20 protein-coding genes and 1 pseudogene are annotated in these 19,587 nt (G+C 73.5%); 9 read left to right on the top strand and 12 right to left on the bottom strand.

Annotated features, from left to right (window positions below):
* Positions 1-145 precede the first annotated feature (145 nt).
* The 3 genes and pseudogenes from proC (at position 146) to ACGFIR_RS22880 (ending at position 1,862) form a co-directional block, all read left to right on the top strand.
* Positions 146-964: a pyrroline-5-carboxylate reductase gene (gene proC, locus ACGFIR_RS22870; protein ID WP_393002117.1), complete on the top strand. Its 819-nt coding sequence runs from the start codon at positions 146-148 to the stop codon at positions 962-964.
* A 70-nt stretch (positions 965-1,034) separates the two neighbouring features.
* A pseudogene (locus ACGFIR_RS22875) lies at positions 1,035-1,319 on the top strand (hypothetical protein); the annotation flags it as partial.
* A gap of 120 nt (positions 1,320-1,439) precedes the next feature.
* Entirely contained in the window at positions 1,440-1,862 is a 423-nt protein-coding gene (locus ACGFIR_RS22880; RefSeq protein WP_393146989.1) for a nitroreductase family deazaflavin-dependent oxidoreductase, read from the top strand.
* Between the two features lie 66 nt (positions 1,863-1,928).
* Here ACGFIR_RS22880 and ACGFIR_RS22885 read toward each other — a convergent pair whose 3' ends face one another.
* The 3 genes from ACGFIR_RS22885 to ACGFIR_RS22895 all read right to left on the bottom strand — a co-directional run bounded on the left by ACGFIR_RS22885 (position 1,929) and on the right by ACGFIR_RS22895 (position 2,958).
* A complete protein-coding gene (locus ACGFIR_RS22885; RefSeq protein ID WP_393147289.1) occupies positions 1,929-2,111 on the bottom strand; it encodes a DUF4287 domain-containing protein in 183 nt (60 codons plus the stop codon).
* The gene (locus tag ACGFIR_RS22890) at positions 2,108-2,197 is read right to left on the bottom strand and encodes a DUF4287 domain-containing protein (protein WP_393146991.1); all 90 of its coding nucleotides are present in this window, start codon (positions 2,195-2,197) and stop codon (positions 2,108-2,110) included. The genes ACGFIR_RS22885 and ACGFIR_RS22890 overlap by 4 nt, the downstream gene beginning before the upstream one ends.
* Before the next feature lie 80 nt (positions 2,198-2,277).
* Positions 2,278-2,958 carry a DUF998 domain-containing protein gene (locus tag ACGFIR_RS22895; protein ID WP_393146993.1) on the bottom strand — a complete coding sequence of 227 codons (681 nt, stop codon included), beginning with the start codon at positions 2,956-2,958 and terminating at the stop codon, positions 2,278-2,280.
* A gap of 144 nt (positions 2,959-3,102) precedes the next feature.
* On the opposite strand from ACGFIR_RS22895, the gene ACGFIR_RS22900 reads away from it, so the two are divergent.
* Positions 3,103-3,783, top strand: coding sequence for a TetR/AcrR family transcriptional regulator (locus ACGFIR_RS22900; protein WP_393146995.1), 681 nt, complete (start codon positions 3,103-3,105; stop codon positions 3,781-3,783).
* 67 nt (positions 3,784-3,850) lie between these two features.
* On the opposite strand, the gene ACGFIR_RS22905 is transcribed toward ACGFIR_RS22900, so the two are convergent.
* The 5 genes from ACGFIR_RS22905 to ACGFIR_RS22925 form a co-directional block, all read right to left on the bottom strand.
* A complete protein-coding gene (locus ACGFIR_RS22905) occupies positions 3,851-5,143 on the bottom strand; it encodes an exo-beta-N-acetylmuramidase NamZ domain-containing protein (protein ID WP_393002127.1) in 1,293 nt (430 codons plus the stop codon).
* 179 nt (positions 5,144-5,322) lie between these two features.
* On the bottom strand, positions 5,323-6,270 hold the full coding sequence (locus ACGFIR_RS22910) for a threonine/serine dehydratase (protein ID WP_393146997.1): 948 nt from the start codon (positions 6,268-6,270) through the stop codon (positions 5,323-5,325).
* A gap of 108 nt (positions 6,271-6,378) precedes the next feature.
* A complete protein-coding gene (locus ACGFIR_RS22915) occupies positions 6,379-7,185 on the bottom strand; it encodes an NADPH-dependent F420 reductase (protein ID WP_393146999.1) in 807 nt (268 codons plus the stop codon).
* The gene (locus ACGFIR_RS22920) at positions 7,155-7,586 is read right to left on the bottom strand and encodes a hypothetical protein (protein WP_393147002.1); all 432 of its coding nucleotides are present in this window, start codon (positions 7,584-7,586) and stop codon (positions 7,155-7,157) included. The genes ACGFIR_RS22915 and ACGFIR_RS22920 overlap by 31 nt, the downstream gene beginning before the upstream one ends.
* Positions 7,587-7,688: 102 nt before the next feature.
* On the bottom strand, positions 7,689-8,183 hold the full coding sequence (locus ACGFIR_RS22925; RefSeq protein ID WP_393147004.1) for a glutathione peroxidase: 495 nt from the start codon (positions 8,181-8,183) through the stop codon (positions 7,689-7,691).
* A gap of 209 nt (positions 8,184-8,392) precedes the next feature.
* Between ACGFIR_RS22925 and ACGFIR_RS22930 the strand changes: the two genes are divergently transcribed.
* The 4 genes from ACGFIR_RS22930 (at position 8,393) to ACGFIR_RS22945 (ending at position 13,318) form a co-directional block, all read left to right on the top strand.
* Positions 8,393-10,021 (top strand): glycosyl hydrolase family 18 protein, encoded by a 1,629-nt coding sequence (locus ACGFIR_RS22930; protein ID WP_393147006.1) that lies wholly within the window; start codon positions 8,393-8,395, stop codon positions 10,019-10,021.
* 180 nt (positions 10,022-10,201) lie between these two features.
* A complete protein-coding gene (locus ACGFIR_RS22935) occupies positions 10,202-10,684 on the top strand; it encodes a hypothetical protein (protein WP_393002139.1) in 483 nt (160 codons plus the stop codon).
* Between the two features lie 87 nt (positions 10,685-10,771).
* Entirely contained in the window at positions 10,772-12,178 is a 1,407-nt protein-coding gene (locus ACGFIR_RS22940; protein ID WP_393002141.1) for a class II 3-deoxy-7-phosphoheptulonate synthase, read from the top strand.
* A 108-nt stretch (positions 12,179-12,286) separates the two neighbouring features.
* Positions 12,287-13,318, top strand: coding sequence for a threonine aldolase family protein (locus tag ACGFIR_RS22945; RefSeq protein WP_393147008.1), 1,032 nt, complete (start codon positions 12,287-12,289; stop codon positions 13,316-13,318).
* A 25-nt stretch (positions 13,319-13,343) separates the two neighbouring features.
* Here ACGFIR_RS22945 and ACGFIR_RS22950 read toward each other — a convergent pair whose 3' ends face one another.
* Together ACGFIR_RS22950 and pknB are read right to left on the bottom strand one after the other, a co-directional pair.
* On the bottom strand, positions 13,344-14,207 hold the full coding sequence (locus ACGFIR_RS22950; RefSeq protein ID WP_393147010.1) for a deoxyribonuclease IV: 864 nt from the start codon (positions 14,205-14,207) through the stop codon (positions 13,344-13,346).
* Positions 14,208-14,209: 2 nt separating this feature from the next.
* Positions 14,210-16,198 (bottom strand): Stk1 family PASTA domain-containing Ser/Thr kinase, encoded by a 1,989-nt coding sequence (pknB, locus tag ACGFIR_RS22955; protein ID WP_393147012.1) that lies wholly within the window; start codon positions 16,196-16,198, stop codon positions 14,210-14,212.
* 164 nt (positions 16,199-16,362) lie between these two features.
* Between pknB and ACGFIR_RS22960 the strand changes: the two genes are divergently transcribed.
* Positions 16,363-16,755 (top strand): Rv2175c family DNA-binding protein, encoded by a 393-nt coding sequence (locus tag ACGFIR_RS22960; protein ID WP_393002149.1) that lies wholly within the window; start codon positions 16,363-16,365, stop codon positions 16,753-16,755.
* Positions 16,756-16,996: 241 nt separating this feature from the next.
* On the opposite strand, the gene ACGFIR_RS22965 is transcribed toward ACGFIR_RS22960, so the two are convergent.
* Positions 16,997-18,079 carry a polyprenyl synthetase family protein gene (locus ACGFIR_RS22965; RefSeq protein ID WP_393002151.1) on the bottom strand — a complete coding sequence of 361 codons (1,083 nt, stop codon included), beginning with the start codon at positions 18,077-18,079 and terminating at the stop codon, positions 16,997-16,999.
* A 9-nt stretch (positions 18,080-18,088) separates the two neighbouring features.
* Entirely contained in the window at positions 18,089-19,582 is a 1,494-nt protein-coding gene (locus ACGFIR_RS22970) for a transcriptional regulator (RefSeq protein WP_393147014.1), read from the bottom strand.
* Between the last annotated feature and the right edge of the window lie 5 nt (positions 19,583-19,587).

Below are 19,587 nucleotides of genomic sequence, written 5' to 3' on the forward strand. Positions count from 1 at the left end.
GCCCGCGTCTGCGGCCCGGGGGGGGTGGGGGGGGGCGCGCGGCGCGGTTGTGCTTGTCCCTGCTGTGCTGGCTCCGCGCGGCGCCCCGGGGCGCCGCCCCCCCCCCCCCCCCCACGCCGGCTCACGGCGAGGGGGTACGACCGCGATGGCGGGTTCGGTGCACACGGTCGCGGTCATCGGGGCCGGCAAGATCGGCGAGCTGATGCTCTCCGGGCTGCTGCGGTCGGGCTGGCCGGTGGACCGGCTGCTCGCCACCGCGCGTCGGCCCGCCCGCGCTGAGGAGCTGACCGCCCGCTACGGGATCCGGGTGGTCGACAACCTCACGGCGGTGGCCGAGGCGGAGGTGCTCGCCGTCTCCGTCAAGCCGCAGGACGCGGCGACGCTGCTCGACGAGATCGGGCCGAAGGTGCCCGCCGACAAGCTCGTGATCTCCCTCTGCGCCGGCCTGCCCACCAGCTTCTTCAACCGCCGGCTGCCCGACGGCACGCCCGTGGTGCGGGTGATGACCAACACCCCGGCCCTGGTCGACCAGGCGATGACGGCGATCTCCGCCGGCGCGCACGCGACCGGCACGCACCTCGCGTTGGCCGAGGAGATGTTCAAGCCGCTGGGTTCGACCGTCCGGGTGCCCGAGTCCCAGCAGGACGCGGTGACCGCACTCTCCGGCTCCGGGCCGGCGTACTTCTACCTGCTCGTCGAGGCGATGATCGACGCCGGCATCCTGCTCGGCCTGCCCCGGCAGGTCGCGCACGAGCTGATCGTGCAGACCGCCATCGGCTCGGCCGTGATGCTGCGCGACTCCGGCGAGCACCCGGTGAAGCTGCGCGAGGCGGTCACCTCGCCGGCCGGCACCACCATCTCCGCCGTACGCGAGCTGGAGAAGCACGGCGTACGGGCGGCGCTGCTCGCCGCGCTGGAGGCGGCCCGCGACCGCGCCCGCGAACTGGCCGCCCAGGCCGACTGAATAGGTGAACACGAGGCTGCCGTCCCACGGACCGGGTCGCTGACCTCGGGCAGCATCCGCGAACTGGCGCTGCCGCGTGCCTGGCCCGGCCGGCGCGGCTACCGGCCCGAGACGTCGACGCCCTGCTGCACCGACTCGCCTACGAGCTTGGGCAGCGGTCCGCCGACTCGACGTGGAGTTCGACTGGCCGGTCACCCTGGACGACCACCGCCGCGTCGCGGCCATGACAGTCACGGGACTCCGCGACGGATTCCGGATCTCCGACCCGGCCGACCTGTCCTACCGGGGCTGGGTCGCGGCAACCGGCAACACACCCCTGTACCTGCCGTCGCTGGGGCTGAGCAGAGCCGACTGAGTGTCGGATCGCTCGATGGCGGTGGTGCGGGGCGACTTCCCACGCCGCATGAACCCCAGGCCGCGCGCGGCGGTCCGACAACAATGGACCGAGCGAGCTTGCCACAGACAAGGAGTGACGATGAGCGACTGGAACACGAAGGTCATCGAAGAGTTCCGGGCGAACTCGGGCCGCGTCGGCGGCCCGTTCGCCGGCGCCCCGATGGTGCTGGTGCACCATCGGGGCCGCAAGAGTGGCCGCGAGATGGTCAGCCCGATGATGTATCTGCCGAATGAGACCGACGGGAACGTCATCTACGTCTTCGCGTCCAAGGGCGGCGCCCCGGAGAACCCGGGCTGGTACTACAACCTGACATCAGCCGGTGAGGGAACCATCGAGCGAGGCACGGAGACCTATGCCGTGGCGGTGCGTGAACTGACCGGCGAGGAGCGTGACCGGATCTTCGACGAGCAGGCCAGCCGGTACCCCGGCTTCGCCGACTACGCGCGCAAGACCGCGGGGATTCGCACCATCCCCGTACTGGAGCTGACCCGCACGAGCTGACCGTGAGCGCCACCGCGCCCGCAGCGCTGATGGTCACCGGGACCGGGCCATGGGGCGGGTCGCCCGTCATTCGGGTCGGCGCTTGCCGTCGAGTTCGAGCACTCCCGACGCGTCGCGGTGCGGGCCGGTGGTGTGCCGTACCTCGAACTCGGGTCCGTGCAAGATGACGTGCGCGATGGCGCGGGCGTGACCGGTGCCCAGCTGGTAGTCGGTCTTGAGCCAGTCGAGGATGTCGCCGTGCCGGGTCAGTTCCTTCGCCGCGCCATGTCGATGAACTGCTGCGGGGTCTTGCCCGTCTTGGCCTCGACGTTGTCGAGGTACGCCTGGAAGGACATGGGAGTCTCCGATCGTCGGTCACGAGGGGTGCGCTTCGTCGGCCCTGCGGCCGATGCGGTCGGTCGGTGATTCCGGCGGGTCAGCCTGCGGTGCGCTGGTCCGCCCGTAGCTGCGCGGCGAGTGCGGTGAGCCAGGCCCAGGCCAGCAGCGTGGCGACGGCCAGGCGGATGCTGGCGGCGCCCGTACCCGGCCAGGCGGCGAGGACCGGCACCGCGACGCCGGTGGCGAGGCTCGCGGCGGCCCACACCGGCCGCCGCTGGGTGACGAACCGGCGCGCGAAGACGCCGCAGGCGGCGGTCAGTGACAGGAACGCCAGGGTCGCGGCCGCGCCGTGGACCATGGCGTGCCAGCTGAAGGTGGCCGGCAGCCCGGCTGGGGCGCCCGCGGGGAAGCCGTAGGCGCCGTCCGTGACGAACAATCCGGCGGCGATCAGCCCGATGCCGTAGCCGCCGAGGAGGACGGGTCCCCAGGTGCCGGCCGGGCCGCCACGCAGGCCACGCCGGACGCCGACCGCGAAGGCGGCCGACAGCGCGCCGACGATCACGAAGTTGGCGATCTGGACCCAGCCGGCGTCGCCGAGGCTGAGCGCGCTGAGCGGATGGTGCCGTAGGTCGAATCCGTCGCGGGTGAGGATCTGGGCCGCCGCGACCAGGATGAACAGTGGCCCGGGGAGTAGGCCGGCGGCGATCAGGGTGCGGGTGGGGCTGAGGTCGCTCACGGTGGGCGTGGCGACGGGCGGCAGGGCGCTGTGCGCGGTCATCGGCTGCTCTCTCACAAGGCGTGGGGGGATTCGTCGCGGTTGCCGTACGGGCGCAACGGAACTAGACGGTACGGTACTGAAAGGGAACTGGACTGTCCAGTACTCTCTTGGGGCTGAGAGGGCCGGACCTGAGGAGCGCCAACCATGACCACACCAGCAACGGGTACGCCGGAGTCGGCGGGCAACAGATCGGCCCGCAAGCGCGCCGCCATCCTGGCGGCTGCCGCCGAGGTGTTCCTGCGCAACGGCTACATGGGGGCCAGCATGGACGAGGTCGCCGCCACCGCCGCCGTGTCGAAACAGACGGTCTACAAGCACTTCGCCAGCAAGGAGCGGCTGTTCACCGAGCTGATCGAGAGTTCGGTCGGGCAGGTCGACGAGATGTTCCGCTCGGCGGTCGACGCGCTGCACGACACCGAGGACCTGGACGCCGACCTCACCGCGCTGGCCCGGCGGTTCATCACGTTCGTCATCCAGCCTGACGTGATGCGGCTGCGTCGCCTGGTGATCGCCGAGGCCGACCGGTTTCCCGAGCTGGGTCGTACCTTCTATGAGCAGGGCCCGCAGCGGGTGACCGCCGCACTCGCCGACTGCTTCGCCCACCTGCACGAACGCGGGCTGCTGCGGGTCGACGAACCGAGGCTCGCCGCGTACCAGTTCTGCTGGCTCGTGTTGTCGATCCCCTGGAACCGGGTCCTGTTCTGCGGCACGGACCAGATGCCCGCCGGCGCCGAACTCGAGCACTACGCCACCACCGGCGTACGCGTCTTCCTCGACGCGCACCGGCCAGCCGGCCAGGCGGCAGGGCCCCGTAGCCGGAAGTGACGAGTCAGGCGCGGGCGCGAGCCGAACGAACTGGATCGTCGACTCGCGCCCGCGCCTGATCGGGCGGTCAGTAGAGCAGGTGGGGCCTGCGGCGGCGGTCGAAGTCCGCCAGCTCGTCGGCCCAGGCGCCGACCACGTCGTCCACGTCGGCGCCCGCGTCGATCATCGTGCGCAGCCGTGGCGACCCGGTGAGCTTGTCGATCCAGTACGGGCGCACGGTGTCCCACGAGTCGCGCCGCCACGCGAACGCGTCGTACTTGTGCGCCTCCACCAGCATCGCGACCGCCGTACGGATCGGGTCGTACTTCGCCCGGTCGACGACCTTGACCTCGACCCCGGCGCAGAGCTTGTTGAGCAGCGCGGGCTTCTGCCCGGCGGACGTCGGCGTGAAGTACGCCTCGCGGAACTCGACGCCGGGCAGCTCGCGGGCGTTGAGCCGGTCGGACCAGTGGTAGTCGAAGTCCTCGGCCAGCCCGCCGATCAGCTCGAACGGCTTGCAGGTGCCCCGGCCCTCGGTGAGCGAGGCGACGCCCTCGAACAGGCCGGTGCCGGGGTAGACCAGCGCGGTGTCCGTGGTGGGCATGTTCGGGCTGGGCAGCACCCAGGGCAGGTCGGTGTCGGCGGCCAGCTTGTCGCGCTTCCAGTGCCGGCACTTCACGACGTGCAGGTCGACCTGGCGGCCGGCCTCGGCGGGCAGGAACTCGGCGTTGAAGAATTGGGCCAGCTCGCCGACGGTCATCCCGTGCTGCTGGACGATCTCCTTCAGGCCCACCCCCGAGGTGTAGCCGGCGGTCATCATCGGCCCGTAGGCCCGGCCGCCGACCGGGTTCGGCCGGTCCAGCACCACGTACCGCTTGCCGACGCGGGCGGCGGCCAGCATCGAGGTGTACATGGTCCAGATGTAGGTGTAGAAGCGGGCGCCGACGTCCTGGATGTCGAAGACGACGGTGTCGACGCCGGCTTCGGTGAACATGGATTCCCACTTGGCCAGCGTGGCGCCGTACGCGTCGTAGACCGTGATCCCGGTGCGGGCGTCGATGCCGGTGCCCTCGCTGCCCCCGGCCTGCGCCGAGCCGCGGAAGCCGTGCTCGGGCCCGAACGCGGCGGCCAGCCGCACCGTGCCGGAGGCGTGCATCAGGTCGACCAGGTGCCGGTAGGCCGAGTCCACGCCGGTGGGGTTCGAGATCACGCCCACCCGCTGGCCGGCGAGGTCCGCGAAGTCGGACCGGACGAGCACGTCGAGCCCGGTCTCCACGTGGCGGATACCGGGCGCGGCGTGACCGGCCGCGCCGGGGGCCGTCGCCGCGACCGCGCCCGCGGTCACCGCACCCGCTCCGGCCAGGAACTTTCTACGCTCCATGTCGCCCCTCCCGTCGGTTTGGTCGAAACTTAGCTACAGGTTGATGCCTCGTCAAGGAAGGTTAGCTACAAACCGTGGGCTCGTCCCGGCCTGAGCCGAGCGGGAAGGACGCGGCTGGGCGCGCGCACCCGCCGTCAGGACCGGCGGCGGGGGAGCCGGTCGCGTCTGGCCGCTGGTGCTCAGGCCAGGGACGCGAGCGTGGCCGGGGAGACGTTGCCGCCGCTGAGGACCAGCACGGTACGCGTGCCCGGGACGGCGTCCACCAGGCCCGCCCGCAACGCGGCGAGGGTGACGGCGGCGGAGGGCTCGACCAGCAGTTTCGTCGCGTCCAGCAGCTCCCACCAGGCGGCCCGGATGTCCTCCTCGGACACCTCGACCACCCCGTCCACCAGGGCGCGGACGTGCGCCAGTGTGTGCCGCCCGGCGAACGGGGCCGCCAGCCCGTCGGCGATCGAGACGGGCCGCACCGCGAGGGCGTCGCCCCCGGTGCGCAGCGCGTGGCCGAGGGCGTTGGCGGTGACCGGCTCGACCCCGACGACACGGGCGCTCGGAACGGCCGCCCGGACGGCCGACGCCACCCCGCTGATCAGCCCGCCACCACCCACCGGCACGAGGACCAGCTCCGGCGGTGGACCGTCGGCGAGGATCTCCCTGCCGACGGTGGCCTGACCGGCGATGACGTCCACGTCGTCGAACGGGTGCAGGAGGTGGTAGCCGCGCTCCGCCGCGAGCGCCTGGCAGGTCCCCGACAGATCGTCGGTGAGGACGACCTCACCGCCGTAGCGGCGGACCGTCTCGACCTTGGTCGGCACCGCCTGCGGCGGCATGCAGACGACTGTCGGCAGGCCGAAGGCGTGCCCGGCGAAGGCCACGGCCGCCGCGTGATTGCCGGCGGAGAAGGCGGTCAGCCCGGCGGGTGCCCCCTCCCGTTCGACGCGGGCGAGCAGCGCGTTGAGCGCGCCCCGCACCTTGAAGCTGCCGGTGTGCTGGAGGTTCTCCGCCTTGACCGCGAGGTCGAGCCGCAGCTCGTCGCCGAGGCGGGGGCAGGGCAGCAGCGGGGTGCGGACGACCCGCCCCGCGATGCGCCGCTCGGCCGCGATGATGTCGTCCACGGTGGTGAGCTGCACGGCCGAAGACTAGCCGGGCCCGGCGGGTCGCACCGTCCGTGGTGCGACCCGCCGGGCCGAGGGCTCATCGCGACGCGGGCCGGCACCGGGTTGGCCGAGGCGGTCGGTTCAGCGGGTGGCTTCGGTCAGGGCGGCGCGTACCTTCGCGGCGTCGGCGGGCGCCTCGCGCTCCCAGTCCGCCGGATCGGCGGAGTAGATGGTCCCGTACGCGGGGGTGTCGGGCTGGTAGCGCCAGCTCTCGGCGAGGGTCCCGGCGTCCACGGCGTCGTAGCCGATCCGGTCGAGGAAGGCCGTGGCCTCGGCCTTCGCGCCCGCGTCGTCGCCGGCGACGGGCAGGGCGCTGCGGTCGTCGGCGCCGCTCGGCCGGGCCAGTACGTGCAGGTGCTTGAAGAAGATGTTGTTGAACACCTTGACCACCCGCGACTGCGGCAGGTGCCGCTGGAGCAACTCGCTGCTGGTGGTGGCGCCTGAGTCGAGCTCGGGGAACCGGCCGTCCCGCTCCGGGTAGTAGTTGTTGGTGTCGAGCACGAGCTTGCCGGCGAGCGGCTCGACCGGCACGTCCTGGTACGCCTTCAGCGGGATGGTGACGACGACCAGGTCGCCGGCCTGCGCGGCCTCCCGGGCCGTGGCCGCCCGGGCGCGCGGGCCCAACTCCTCGACGAGGTCCTTGAGGGTCTCCGGGCCGCGCGAGTTGCTGAGCACCACGTCGTAGCCGGCGGCCACCGCCAGCCGTGCCACCGTGCCGCCGATGTGTCCACTGCCGATCAGTCCCACAGTTGTCATGTCCGTCCCAACTCCGCTCGCGGTGTCGGAATTCCCTATCTTTACGGTCGACAATTCCGCCTGGTGCCTGACTCGCCGTCGTCGCGCGGAGAACCGCGCGGTCACGGCCGGCGGGGCCGCGTCGGGGTGCACCCGGTCCGGTCGTCCGGGTCGCCGTCGCGCCGGATTGCCGTCACCACCCGCTCGACGCGGTCGCCGGTCGTCGGGTCGCGCCAGGCGAACACCACCGGTCCCGCCGTCGCGAAGAGTTCCCAGACGAACGGCGGCAAATCCTCCGGCGGCATCCGGATGTAGGACACCGCCCCCTCGACCCGTGCGAGCAGGTGCGCCAGCGCGAAGCGGTGCCGCCCGGGGGCGTCGAGGTGCCCGGGGGCCGGCGGGAGGTGCCGCAGCCGGCCCTGGTCGCGCAGCACGTCGTCGGGCACGGCGGCGTCCAGCACCACCCGACCGGCGTCGAGCGGAGCCTGGATGCTGACGTGGTGGCCGGGCGGGACCTGGCCCGGTGCGCGCTCTTCCTGCACCGCGAAGAACATCCCGCCCCCTTCCGCCAGGACCACCCCGGTGTCGCCGATCGTAGTCCGGCTGACACGCAGTGGCGCGGCGAGTCCACGTCGGACGTCCGCGCCGCCCGGGTGTCAGGCCGCCGGGGGCAGCACCTTCTCGATCGCGGCGCGCAGGTCGGCCGCGCCGGGCTCGACTGCCGGCGCGAACCGGGCCGCCACCGTGCCGTCCGGCGCGACGAGGAACTTCTCGAAGTTCCACCGCACGTCGCCGCTGTGGCCCTCGGCGTCGGCGGTGCCGACCAGGGCCGCGTAGAGCGGGTGGCGGCCGGGGCCGTTCACCTCCACCTTCCCGGTCAGCGGGAAGGTCACCCCGTAGTTGACCTCGCAGAAGTCGCTGATCTCGGCGGCGCTGCCCGGCTCCTGGCCGCCGAACTGGTTGCAGGGCACGCCGAGCACCACCAGGCCGCGGCCGGCGTACTCGTCGTGCAGCGCCTGGAGGCCGGCGTACTGCGGGGTGAGGCCGCAGCGCGAGGCGACGTTGACGACCAGCAGCGCGCGTCCGCGGTACCGCGCGAGGTCGGCCGGGCCACCGGTCAGGGCGTCGATCGGGGTGTCGAAGACGGTCATGGGCCGAAGCTACCCGCAGCCCCCGGGCCGGCGGCGGCCACCATCGGGGTCGTCGCCGTCGCCGTCCGGCATTCGCCCGGCGGACGGCCGGAGCTGGTCGCGCTCCCAGACAAAATCGATACATGCACATCTTGACGAAGGGATGACGACGTGAGTAGCGTCTCCCCAACCAATTTGGAAAGTTTCCTAACTGTTTGGGGAGACGCCGCATGAAGAGATCGCTCCGCCGGGCCCTCTGGGTCGGCGCCGTGATGGCGGTGACCGTCGCCACGGTCCCGATGGCCAGTGCGTTCGGCGCCGGCAGCGTGACTGCCGGATTCGCCAAGGTGCAGGACTGGGGGACCGGTCACGAGACGCGGGTGACCATCACCAACGGGTCGAGCGCCGCGGTGAGCACCTGGCGCATCGAGTTCGACCTGCCGTCGGGCACCAGCATCAGCAGCTCCTGGGACGCCGACGTCACGCGCACCGGCGACCACTACGTCGCGGTGAAGAAGAGCTGGGCTGGTTCGATCCCGGCGGGCGGCACGTTCAGCTGGGGCTACAACGGCACCGGCGCGTACAAGGCGCCGCTGAACTGCACGATCAACGGGGCCGCGTGCGGCGGCGGCGCACCGCCCACCACCGCACCGCCCACCACGACCCCACCCACCACGACCCCGCCGACCACGGCGCCGCCCACCACCCCGCCGCCGACCACGCCTCCGCCCACCACCCCGCCGGGTGGCAAGAAGGTCGTCGGCTACTTCGCGCAGTGGGGCGTCTACGCCCGCAACTACCACGTGAAGAACATCCACACCAGCGGCTCGGCCGCCAAGCTGACCCACATCATGTACGCCTTCGGCAACACCACCAACGGCCGCTGCACCATCGGTGACAGCTTCGCCGACTACGAGAAGGCGTACACCGCGGCGGACAGCGTCGACGGCGTCGCCGACACGTGGGACCAGCCGCTGCGCGGCAGCTTCAACCAGCTGCGCAAGCTCAAGAAGATGTACCCGAACCTGAAGGTGATCTGGTCCTTCGGCGGTTGGACCTGGTCCGGCGGCTTCACCCAGGCCGCGCAGAACCCGACCGCCTTCGCCGAGAGCTGCTACAACCTGGTCGAGGACCCGCGCTGGGCGGACGTCTTCGACGGCATCGACGTCGACTGGGAGTACCCGAACGCCTGCGGGCTCACCTGTGACAGCAGCGGCCCGAACGCCTTCAAGAACGTGGTCAGCGCGCTGCGCACGAAGTTCGGCTCCTCCGCGCTGGTGACCGCCGCGATCACGGCGGACGGCAGCAACGGCGGCAAGATCGACGCGACCGACTACGCCGGCGCCGCGACGTACCTCAACTGGATCATGCCGATGACGTACGACTACTTCGGCGCGTGGGCCGCCCAGGGCCCCACTGCCCCGCACTCGCCGCTCACCTCGTACACGGGCATCCCGCAGCAGGGCTTCTGGTCCGACGCGGCGATCCAGAAGCTCAAGAGCAAGGGCATCCCGTCGGACAAGCTGCTGCTCGGCATCGGCTTCTACGGCCGGGGCTGGACCGGGGTGACCCAGGCCGCCCCGGGTGGCACCGCCACCGGTCCGGCCCCGGGCACCTACGAGCAGGGCATCGAGGACTACAAGGTCCTCAAGAACAGCTGCCCGAGCACCGGCACCATCGCCGGCACGGCGTACGCCAAGTGCGGCAGCAACTGGTGGAGCTACGACACCCCCTCCACGATCAACGGCAAGATGACGTACGCGAAGAACCAGGGCCTCGGTGGCGCCTTCTTCTGGGAGCTCTCCGGTGACACCGGTAACGGCGAGCTGATCGGCGCCATCAAGGGCGGTCTCGGCTGAGCCGAGTGCCGACGCACCACCCACACGGCGGGGAGGGACCGCGCACCGGTCCCTCCCCGCCGGCTGTGTCCCGCCGACGCCCGGATCGCCCGGTTCGGGCGCGGCGGCGTCGGGGCACGTCGGTCGATGTGACAGACTCGCCGCTCAACGGGCTCGATGTCCACGGCGACGGAGGTGGCGATGCGCGCGACGCGCGGGAGGCTGGCGGCGGGCGCCGTACTGCTCGGGACCCTGCCCTTCGCCCTGCTCGGCTGCGGCATCGGCGAGGAGGAGGACCAGGCGACCAAGCCCGGGCGGGCCCCGGCCGAGGAGGCCGCCGCGAAGTCGCGGGAGCGGGTGCAGGCGTACCTCGACGCGATGACCGCCAAGGACGTCGCCGCCGGACGCAGCCAGCTCTGCGCCGCCCTCCAGGAGAGCTTCGACGCCGCCGCGACCGGCCCCAACGGCGACTTCGCCGACCACTTCACCGTGCCGCAGGCCGAGATCACCGACATCCGCTCCGGTCCCCGGGGCCAGGAGGTGAGCACGTCGATCTCGGTCGCCGCCGGCTCCCGCACGATCACCCGGCCGCTGCTGTTCACGGTCACCCGGGACGGCGCCGACTGGTGCATCGCCGCCGAGGCGCCGGGCGGCAACACCCCGGCCCCCGCCGCAACCCCCTGACCTGCGCCCGGGTGAGTCTGCTCTCACCTGCCGGAACCATCCCCCTCGCCGGCAGGCCGCGGGGCCGGTCGCCGTACGCTTTCTGTCATGCGCCATGAGTGGCATCAGCTGAGCCATCCCGCGGTGGGCAGCCCTGGGCTGCAGACCAGCCGTCCGACCGTCGACTCCGCCGAGGACGCGGCCCTCGGCCTCGACCGCTGGCGGGAGCTGCCGCGCACACAGATTCCGCCGTGGCCGGATCCGGCGGAGGTCGCCGAGGTCTGCAAGGTGCTCGACACGGTGCCCTCGGTGGTGGCGCCCTACGAGGTCGACCAGTTGCGCCAGCGGCTGGCGCTGGTCTGCGAGGGCAAGGCGTTCCTGCTCCAGGGCGGCGACTGCGCGGAGACCTTCGCCGACAACACCGAGAGCCACCTGCTGGCCAACGCCCGCACCCTGCTGCAGATGGCGATCGTGCTCACCTACGGCGCCTCGCTGCCGGTGGTCAAGGTCGCCCGGGTCGCCGGGCAGTACACCAAGCCCCGGTCGCTGCCGACCGACGCGCGCGGCCTGCCCGCCTACCGCGGCGACATGATCAACTCGCTGGAGGCGACGCCGGAGGCGCGGGCCGCGGACCCGCAGCGCATGATCCGGGCGTACGCGAACTCGGCCGCCGCGATGAACATGCTCCGCGCGTACCTCGCCGGTGGGCTGGCCGACCTGCACGCCGTGCACGACTGGAACAAGGGCTTCGTCAAGAACTCCCCGGCCGGCGAGCGCTACGAGGCGATCGCCCGGGAGATCGACCGGGCGCTGGCCTTCATCCGGGCCTGCGGGATGACCGACGACGAGGCGCTGCGTACGGTCACCCTCTACTGCTCGCACGAGGCCCTGGCCCTGGAGTACGACCGGGCGCTGACCCGGGTCTCCGACCGCCGGGCGTACGGGCTGTCCGGGCACTTCCTGTGGATCGGCGAGCGCACCCGGCAGATCGACGGGGCGCACATCGACTTCATCTCCCGCATCGCGAACCCCATCGGCGTCAAGCTGGGCCCGACGACGACCCCCGACGAGGCGATCGAACTCTGCGAGAAGCTCAACCCGGAGAACATCCCGGGCCGGCTCACCCTGATCAGCCGGATGGGCAACCACCGGGTCCGCGACGCCCTGCCGCCGATCGTGGCGAAGGTGACCGCCGCCGGCGCCAAGGTGGTCTGGCAGTGCGACCCGATGCACGGCAACACGCACGAGTCGTCCAACGGCTACAAGACCCGGCACTTCGACCGCATCGTCGACGAGGTGCTCGGCTACTTCGAGGTGCACCGGGGCCTGGAGACCCACCCCGGTGGGTTGCACGTCGAGCTGACCGGTGAGGACGTCACCGAGTGCCTCGGCGGAGCCCAGGGCATCGAGGACCTCGACCTGCCCGACCGGTACGAGACCGCCTGCGACCCGCGCCTGAACACCCAGCAGTCGCTGGAGCTGGCGTTCCTCGTGGCGGAGATGCTCCGTGGCTGACGCGAGGAGTGAGCTTGCGAGCCCCGCAGTCGGTGGCCGGAGGGATGACTGTGGCTGACGCGAGGAGTGAGCTTGCGAGCCCCGCAGTCGGTGGCCGGAGGGACGACCGTGGCTGACGGGTTCGTCGATCTGCGTTCGGACACCGTGACCCGGCCGACCTCTCCGATGCGGGAGGCGATGGCCACCGCCGAGGTCGGCGACGACGTATACGGCGAGGATCCCGCCGTCAACGCGCTGGAGGCCGAGGTCGCCGCGCTGTTCGGGCACGAGGCGGCGCTGTTTGCCCCGAGCGGCTCGATGGCCAACCAGATCGCCCTGCAACTGGTGGTGCCGCCGGGCAACGAGCTGCTCTGCGACGCCGACGCGCACGTCGTGACGTACGAGATCGGGGCCGCCGCGGCGTACGGCGGCATCTCCTCGCGGACCTGGCCGGCGGTCGGCGCGGACATCGACCCCGACGTGGTCGCCGCCATGATCCGTCCCGACGGCTACTGGGCGGTGCCCACCCGGGCGATCGCCGTCGAGCAGACCCACAACCGGGGCGGCGGCGGGGTGATCCCGCTGGCGACGCTGCGCGAGCTGCGCCGCAGCGCCGACGACGCGCAGGTCGCGCTGCACTGCGACGGCGCGCGGATCTGGCACGCGCACGTCGCCGACGGGGTGCCGCTGGCCGACTACGGCGCCCTCTTCGACACCCTGTCGGTCTGCCTCTCCAAGGGGCTCGGTGCACCGGTCGGCTCGCTGGTCGTCGGCAGCGCCGACAAGATCGAGCGCGCCCGGTTCCTCCGCAAGCGGATGGGCGGTGGGATGCGGCAGGCCGGCATCCTGGCCGCCGCCGGCCGGTACGCCCTCGCGCACCACGTCGACCGGCTCGCCGACGACCACGCGAAGGCCGCCCGGCTGGCCGAGGCGATCGCCCCGTTCGGGGTGCTCGCCACGACCGTCCGGACCAACCTGGTGCCGCTGGACCTGACCAAGGCGGCGCTGGACGCGCACGCCCTGGCGGCTGCCGCCCGTGCCGAGGGCATCCTGGTCTCGGTGCTCGGCCCCCGCGCGGCCCGCATGGTCACCCACCTGGACGTCGACGACGCCGGCATCGACCGGACCATCGAGGTCCTCACCCGCATCCTGCGGGGCTGACCGGGGCGGCCGGCGTACCCGGACGTCAGGGGTGCAGCCGCCGCAGGGTGGCGATGTCGGCGGCGTGGCCGACGTGCTTCTCCGTGGGGGTCTCCACCACGACCGGTACGCCGGCGGTGGCCGGATGCGCCATCAGCTCGGCGAACGCCGGCTCGCCGATGGTGCCCTTGCCGATGTTCTCGTGCCGGTCCCGGGTCGAGCCGCAGAGGTCCTTCGAGTCGTTCGCGTGCACCAGCCGTAGGCGGTCGGCCCCGACCGTCGCCACGAGCGTGTCCAGCGTCGCGGTCATGCCGCCCTCGACGGCCAGGTCGTGCCCCGCCGCCCAGGCGTGGCACGTGTCGAAGCAGACGCCGAGCCAGGGGTGGCGCTCGACCGCGTCGAGGTAGGGCCCGAGCTGTTCCACGCGGGAGGCGAGCGAGCGACCGCCGCCCGCGCTCGGCTCGACCAGCAGCCGCGGGCCGTCCGCTGCCGCCGCCTCGTCGAGCAGCGGCAGCAGCGTCTCGCGTACCTGGCGCATCGCCGTCTCGGCGTACCCCTCGTCGACCGCGCTGCCGGCGTGGAAGACCACGCCCCCGGCGCCGATCGCCCGGCCCCGCCGCAGCGCGTGGGCGAGCGTCTCGGCCGACCGCTCGACCGTGTTCGCGGTGGGGGAGCCGAGGTTGACCAGCAGCGACGCGTGGATGAAGACCGGCACGCCCCGCTCGCCGCAGCCGTCGCGGAACGCCACGTCCTGGGCCGGGTCGCCGGCCGGCAGCGCCCAGCCCCGCGAGTTGGACACGTAGACCTGCACGACCTGCGAGCCGGTCGCGTCGACGTACGGCAGGGCGGCCTTCGCCAGGCCCCCCGAGGTGGGCGTGTGCGAGCCGACCAGCCGGTGGTGTGCCGGCATCGCTACATGCATCCGAGGGTGACCGGGGTGCCCGGCGCCACCTGCGTGTTCTCCGGCGGGTTCTGGAACCGGGTGATGCCGTTCGGGTTGAACTGGATCGCCACCGGGAAGCCCTGGCCCTCCAGCAGTTGCTTGGCCTGCTGACAGGGCAGGTCGATGACCCGGGGCACGGCGACCAGCGGCGGGCCCTTGCTGAGTTCCAGCGTGACCTTCGCTCCCCGCTCCACCCCGGAGCCGTTCGCCGGGCTCTGCCCGAGGATCTCGTCGCGGGGCTTGTCGGATTCCTTGTAGGTGGGCGGCTCCACCAGCACCAGGCCCAGTTGGGCGAGGATCGTGCGGGCCTCACCCAGGCTCTTGCCGACCAGGTTGGGCACCGAGATCGGCGCCTTGCCCTTGCTCAGCACGACCGTGACCTTGTCGCCCGGCTTGACCTCGGTGCCGACCTTCGGGTTGGTGTCGATCACCACGCCCGCCGGCAGGTTGTCGTCGTAGCGGGCGGCGCCCTTCGCCACTATCAGCTTCGCGCCGAGCAGGTCCGCCTCGGCGAGCTCGAACTCCTTGCCCACCACGTCGGGCACCGGGAACCGCTCCGGACCCAGCGAGAGGGTCAGCGTGACGGTGCCGCCCTTGACGATCCGGGTGGCCGAGACCGGGTCCTGCGCCAGGACGGCGTCCTTCGGGACCTTCTCGTCGAAGCGCGGAGCGGCGTAGTCGAGGACGATCCCGGCGCGGGCGGCCTGCGCCTCCGCCTCGGCCTTGCTCATCGCCACCAGTTGCGGCGCCTCCGTGTAGCGACCGGCCGCGAACCACCAGCCGCCGACGGCGGCCACCAGGACCAGCACCACCGCGGCGGCGATGACCGCCATGCGGCCGCGCGGGTCGCCCATGACCCGGGTACGCAGCGCGGACAGCCGCGCCCACAGGCTCTCGCCCTCGTCCGGCTCGGCCCGGCGGCGGCCAGCCCGGGGGCTGCCGCCCTCGGGCAGCCGGGCCCAGGCGGGCCGCTCGGCCGGCCGGACCGCCGCGACCATCATGGTCGGCCCGGCCATCGGCTCGTCGGACACCCGGCGCAACACGGCGGTACGCGTGTTCGCCTCGCCCAGGTCGTCGCGGACCGCCTGCACCTCGGCCAGCAGCGCGCCGGCGTCGGTGGGCCGGGCGCCCGGATCGCGCCGGGTGGCCCGGGCGACCAGTTCGTCGAGCGACCTGGGCAGGCCGGGCACCAGCGTCGACGGCGCCGGAACGTCCTTGTCGACGTGCTGCCAGGCGACCTCGACCGGGCGGTCCCCGTCGTAGGGCACCCGACCGGTGAGCATCTCGAACAGCACGATGCCGGCGGAGTAGACGTCGGTGCGGGGGTCGGCGTGACCGTCGGTGACCAGTTCCGGGGCCACGTACGCGACGGTGGCCATCAACTGGTTGCCGTTCTCGTCGTCGGCGCTCGCCTCGACGGCCCGGGCCAGCCCGAAGTCCGCGACCTTGACCACGCTGTCGACCAGGTTGGCCGCGCCGCCGGTGGGGGCCTCGGCGACCAGCACGTTCTCCGGCTTCACGTCGCGGTGCACCAGCCCCGCCCGGTGCGCGGCGGCGATCGCGGCGAGCATCTGCTCGGCGATGGCCAGCGCCTCGTCGGGGTTGAGCCGGCGCCGCTCGGCGAGCACGTCGCGCAGGGTGCGACCCCGGACGTACTCCATGACGAGGTAGGGCAGGCCGGAGTGGGTGCCCTGGTCGTAGACGGCGACGACGTTGGGGTGGGTCAACCGGGCGATGGTCTTGGCCTCGTCGGTGAACCGCTCCACGAAGCCCGCTGCCCTGGTCCGCGCATCCGGAGCTTGGGACGGGTGAATGATCTTGAGCGCCACGGTGCGCTCGAGGCGCTCGTCGGTGGCGGTGTACACGGTCGCCATTCCGCCACGGGCCACGCGACCGCGAATGCGGTAGCGCCCGTCGATCAGCGAGCCCAGCAACGTGTCGGCGACCTGTGTGTCCATCGGCAGGGAGTCTATGTGTCCAGAGGGTGAAGGTTGAACAGGATGCTACAGATGGGGTAAGACTGTGACTGTCCCGCGGCGCTCACTTCCTCCGTACGCCCTGGTCAGTAGGCTCGTCGGGGTGCCGTTGGCTCCCATGCGAGGGGACGTGACAGGGTGGTCCGGTGACCGATTCAGTACCCGCCGACCGGGCCGTGCCCGGTCCCGAATCCGCCGGCCCCGCGGCTGCCGCCGACTGGCTGACCCTGCCGGACGTGGCCGAGCGCCTCGACGTGTCGATCAGCAAGGTCCACCAGATGATCCGGGACCGGGAGCTGATCGCCGTACGCCGCGAGGGCGTGCGCCGGATACCGGTTGACCTGGTGGCCAACAAGACCGTGCTCAAGCACCTGCCCGGCGTGCTGAACCTGCTGGCCGACGCCGGCTACGACGACGAGGCCGCGCTGCGCTGGCTCTACGAGCCGGACGACACCCTGCCCGGCGCCACCCCCGCGAAGGCGCTCGCCGGAGACCAGGCCCGCGAGGTGAAGCGCCGGGCCCAGGCCCTGGGCTTCTGACCCGACTTCCCAGCCCGACCCCGTCCGCGCCCCGCCCCCGGCCCGTCCGCGCTCCACCCGGCCCCGTCCCCCCTCCGCGCCCCGTCCCCCTCCGCGCCCCGGCCCGTCCGCGCCTCACCCGCCCCCGTCCCCGGCCCGTCCGCGCGAGCCCCGCCCGCGCACAGGATCGCGTCCCCGGGCGGGGCGCAGGGTTGTGGTGTGTGCGGGGCCGGACCGGGGGCGTGGGCCGGGTGCGGGCGGGTCAGTCGGCGCGGCGGGTGGCGGCGATGGCCAGGTCGACCAGCGCCTGGCGGGCCTCGGTGTCCAGGTCGACGGCGGCCAGCGCGGCAAGCGCGGTGTCGGTCAGTGCGCCGATGCGCTGCTCCGTGCGCGCCAGCGCCCCGCTGCCGTCGATCACCGCCCGCAGCCGGGCGACCCCGGCCTCGTCCAGCCCGGGATCGCCGAGCCCGCCGAGCAGCAGTTCCCGGCCCGCCCCGTCGGTGGTCTCCAGGGCCGCCGCCACCAGGTAGGTCCGCTTGCCCTCGCGGAGGTCGTCGCCGGCCGGCTTGCCGGTCTGGACGGGATCGCCGAAGACCCCCAGCACGTCGTCGCGCAGCTGGAACGCCTCGCCCAGCGGCAGCCCGTACGCGGAGTACGCCGCGCTGACCTCCGCCGGCGCGTCGGCCAGCGCGGCACCGAGCAGCAGCGGCCGTTCGACGGTGTACTTGGCCGACTTGTAGCGGGCGACCTTGCCGGCCCGCTCCACCGAGGTGTCCCCGGTGACCTGGGTCAGCACGTCGAGGTACTGGCCGACGGTGACCTCGGTGCGCATGGCGTCGAAGACCGGCCGGGCCCGGGCCACCGTGCGCGGGTCCAGCCCGGCGGAGTGCAGCAGCTCGTCGGACCAGACCAGGGACAGGTCGCCCAGCAGGATCGCCGCCGAGTCGCCGAAGCCGTCCGCGTCGCCGCCCCAGCCGGCCGCCCGGTGCCGGGCCGCGAACCGCCGGTGCACGGCCGGCTCACCACGCCGGGTGTCGGAGCGGTCCATGAGGTCGTCGTGGATCAGCGCGCTGGCCTGCACGAACTCCAGCGCGGCCAGGGCGGTGACCACCTGGTCGGTGTCCACCCCGCCGGCTCCCCGGAACCCCCAGTAGGCGAACGCCGGCCGTAGCCGCTTGCCGCCACGCAGGACGAACGCCTCGATCGCCTCGCCGAGCGGTGCCAGGGCGTCGTCGACCCCGGCCATCCAGGCGCGCTGGCCGGCGAGGAACTCGGTCAGGGCCTTGTCGATCCGTTGACGCAGCCCGGCGCGGTCGACGGGGGAAACAGGAGCAGCGTGGGTCACGCCCCGACGCTAGCCGGTCGAGCTGGACCCCGTCGCGTCACCGGGGGCCCGACGCGCCGCACGCCACATGCGGGCCCGCCGGCCGGCCGGCCCAGGTGGCGGCCCCGACCGGGGCAGGTACGGCGCCGCCGCCGCGGCGAGCGCCCGGTACCGCCGTACGGCCGGCTCGTCGCCGTGCCCGGCCAGCCGGCGGCGCACCTCGGCCAGCTGACCCAGCGCGCGGGGCGACCCGGCGCGGACCGCGTCGAGCAGTGCCTCGCCGGCCACCGCGCAGGCCCGCTCCACCTCGCCGAGTTGCAGGTAGCCCCGGGCCAACCAGCCGCCGTAGATCGCGGAGGTGCGGGGCCCGCGCCGTCGGACGGCGTGCAGCGGTGCCTCGGCCGGGAGCGGTCGGCCCAGTGCGACCAGCGTGCGCCCGGTCATCGCGGCCAGCTCCGGCCCGTCGAGCCAGTAGAGCCACGACGGCTCGCGCCCCGGATCCGGCGCGTCGGTCACCCGGCGGGCCGCGTCGAGCGCCTGTCGGGCCGCCCCCGCCCGGCCGCCCAGCGCCGCGGCCAGGGCCACCCGGTGCAGCAGCAGGACCCGCAGGCCGGGGCTGGCCGCCGGCCGTGCCCCGGCGTACGCGGTGCGGGCCAGCACCAGCCCGCCCTCCGGGTCGCCGACGCCGGTGAGCAGGTGACTGGCCGAGCCGAGCACGTGCCCGGCGAGCGACGGGTCGCCGGCCGTGGCGGCGGCGCGCAGCGCGAGCCGGTAGGCGTGCAGCGCCGCGGCCACGTCTCCGGCGTCCGCGGCGAGCCAGCCGGCGAGCTGGGCGGACTCGGCCAGCTCGAGCAGCAGCCGGGGGCGAGCGGAGCGGGCGCACCCGGACAGCGCCCGCACCGCTCGCCCCAGCCGGTACGCCCCGAATCCGGCCAGGTCGGCCCCGCCGGCGAGGTCGTCGAGCCGGCGCAGCTCCGCCAGCCGTACCGGCTCCGCCAGCCGCACGGGCTCCGCCAGCCGTACCGGTTCCGCCGGTCCGCCCGGGGCCGATGTCGACGCCGGCCCGCAGCCGGACGGCCCGGACCCGGCCGGAGGCCCTCCATCGCGGTCCGGGCCGGCGGGCCGGGCGGACGCGCCGGTCAGCAGCGCGGCGCGCGGGTCGGCCAGCCAGCGTTGGGCCAGGGCGAGCAGCGCCGCCCGGGGCCGGGAGCCGCCGACGGCCGGCGGGGGACCGAGGCTGCGGGTGCGGGCCGCGGCGGTGGTCAGCAGGTCGACCGGGACCGCCAGGACGACGGCGAGCCAGCCGAGCCAGAACTCGCCGGGAACGCGTGCCTGCCGCTCCCACCGGGAGATCTCGTGGCGGCTGAGGGTCGGCACCCCGGAGGCGGCGCAGAGCTCGGCGGCGACCCGCAGCTGGCTCCAGCCCCGGGCCAGCCGCAACTGGGCGAGCAGCGGCCCGAGCAGCAGCGGCCCGAGCAACTGCGGGTCGGACGGCTGCGGGCCGGGCGGCGGGGGCGGGGTCATCGGTC

This window comes from Micromonospora sp. NPDC049051, from assembly GCF_043197575.1.
Taxonomy (GTDB): Bacteria; Actinomycetota; Actinomycetes; order Mycobacteriales; family Micromonosporaceae; genus Micromonospora.

Coding starts and splice junctions, on each gene's coding strand:
- pknB (WP_393147012.1), bottom strand. CDS start 16,198: ATGGACACACAGGTCGCCGACACGTTGCTGGGCTCGCTGATCGACGGG.
- ACGFIR_RS22970 (WP_393147014.1), bottom strand. CDS start 19,582: ATGACCCCGCCCCCGCCGCCCGGCCCGCAGCCGTCCGACCCGCAGTTG.
- ACGFIR_RS22905 (WP_393002127.1), bottom strand. CDS start 5,143: ATGGAGCGTAGAAAGTTCCTGGCCGGAGCGGGTGCGGTGACCGCGGGC.
- ACGFIR_RS22900 (WP_393146995.1), top strand. CDS start 3,103: ATGACCACACCAGCAACGGGTACGCCGGAGTCGGCGGGCAACAGATCG.
- ACGFIR_RS22940 (WP_393002141.1), top strand. CDS start 10,772: ATGCGCCATGAGTGGCATCAGCTGAGCCATCCCGCGGTGGGCAGCCCT.
- ACGFIR_RS22890 (WP_393146991.1), bottom strand. CDS start 2,197: ATGTCCTTCCAGGCGTACCTCGACAACGTCGAGGCCAAGACGGGCAAG.
- ACGFIR_RS22935 (WP_393002139.1), top strand. CDS start 10,202: ATGCGCGCGACGCGCGGGAGGCTGGCGGCGGGCGCCGTACTGCTCGGG.
- proC (WP_393002117.1), top strand. CDS start 146: ATGGCGGGTTCGGTGCACACGGTCGCGGTCATCGGGGCCGGCAAGATC.
- ACGFIR_RS22930 (WP_393147006.1), top strand. CDS start 8,393: ATGAAGAGATCGCTCCGCCGGGCCCTCTGGGTCGGCGCCGTGATGGCG.
- ACGFIR_RS22880 (WP_393146989.1), top strand. CDS start 1,440: ATGAGCGACTGGAACACGAAGGTCATCGAAGAGTTCCGGGCGAACTCG.
- ACGFIR_RS22920 (WP_393147002.1), bottom strand. CDS start 7,586: ATGTTCTTCGCGGTGCAGGAAGAGCGCGCACCGGGCCAGGTCCCGCCC.
- ACGFIR_RS22950 (WP_393147010.1), bottom strand. CDS start 14,207: ATGCCGGCACACCACCGGCTGGTCGGCTCGCACACGCCCACCTCGGGG.
- ACGFIR_RS22895 (WP_393146993.1), bottom strand. CDS start 2,958: ATGACCGCGCACAGCGCCCTGCCGCCCGTCGCCACGCCCACCGTGAGC.
- ACGFIR_RS22925 (WP_393147004.1), bottom strand. CDS start 8,183: ATGACCGTCTTCGACACCCCGATCGACGCCCTGACCGGTGGCCCGGCC.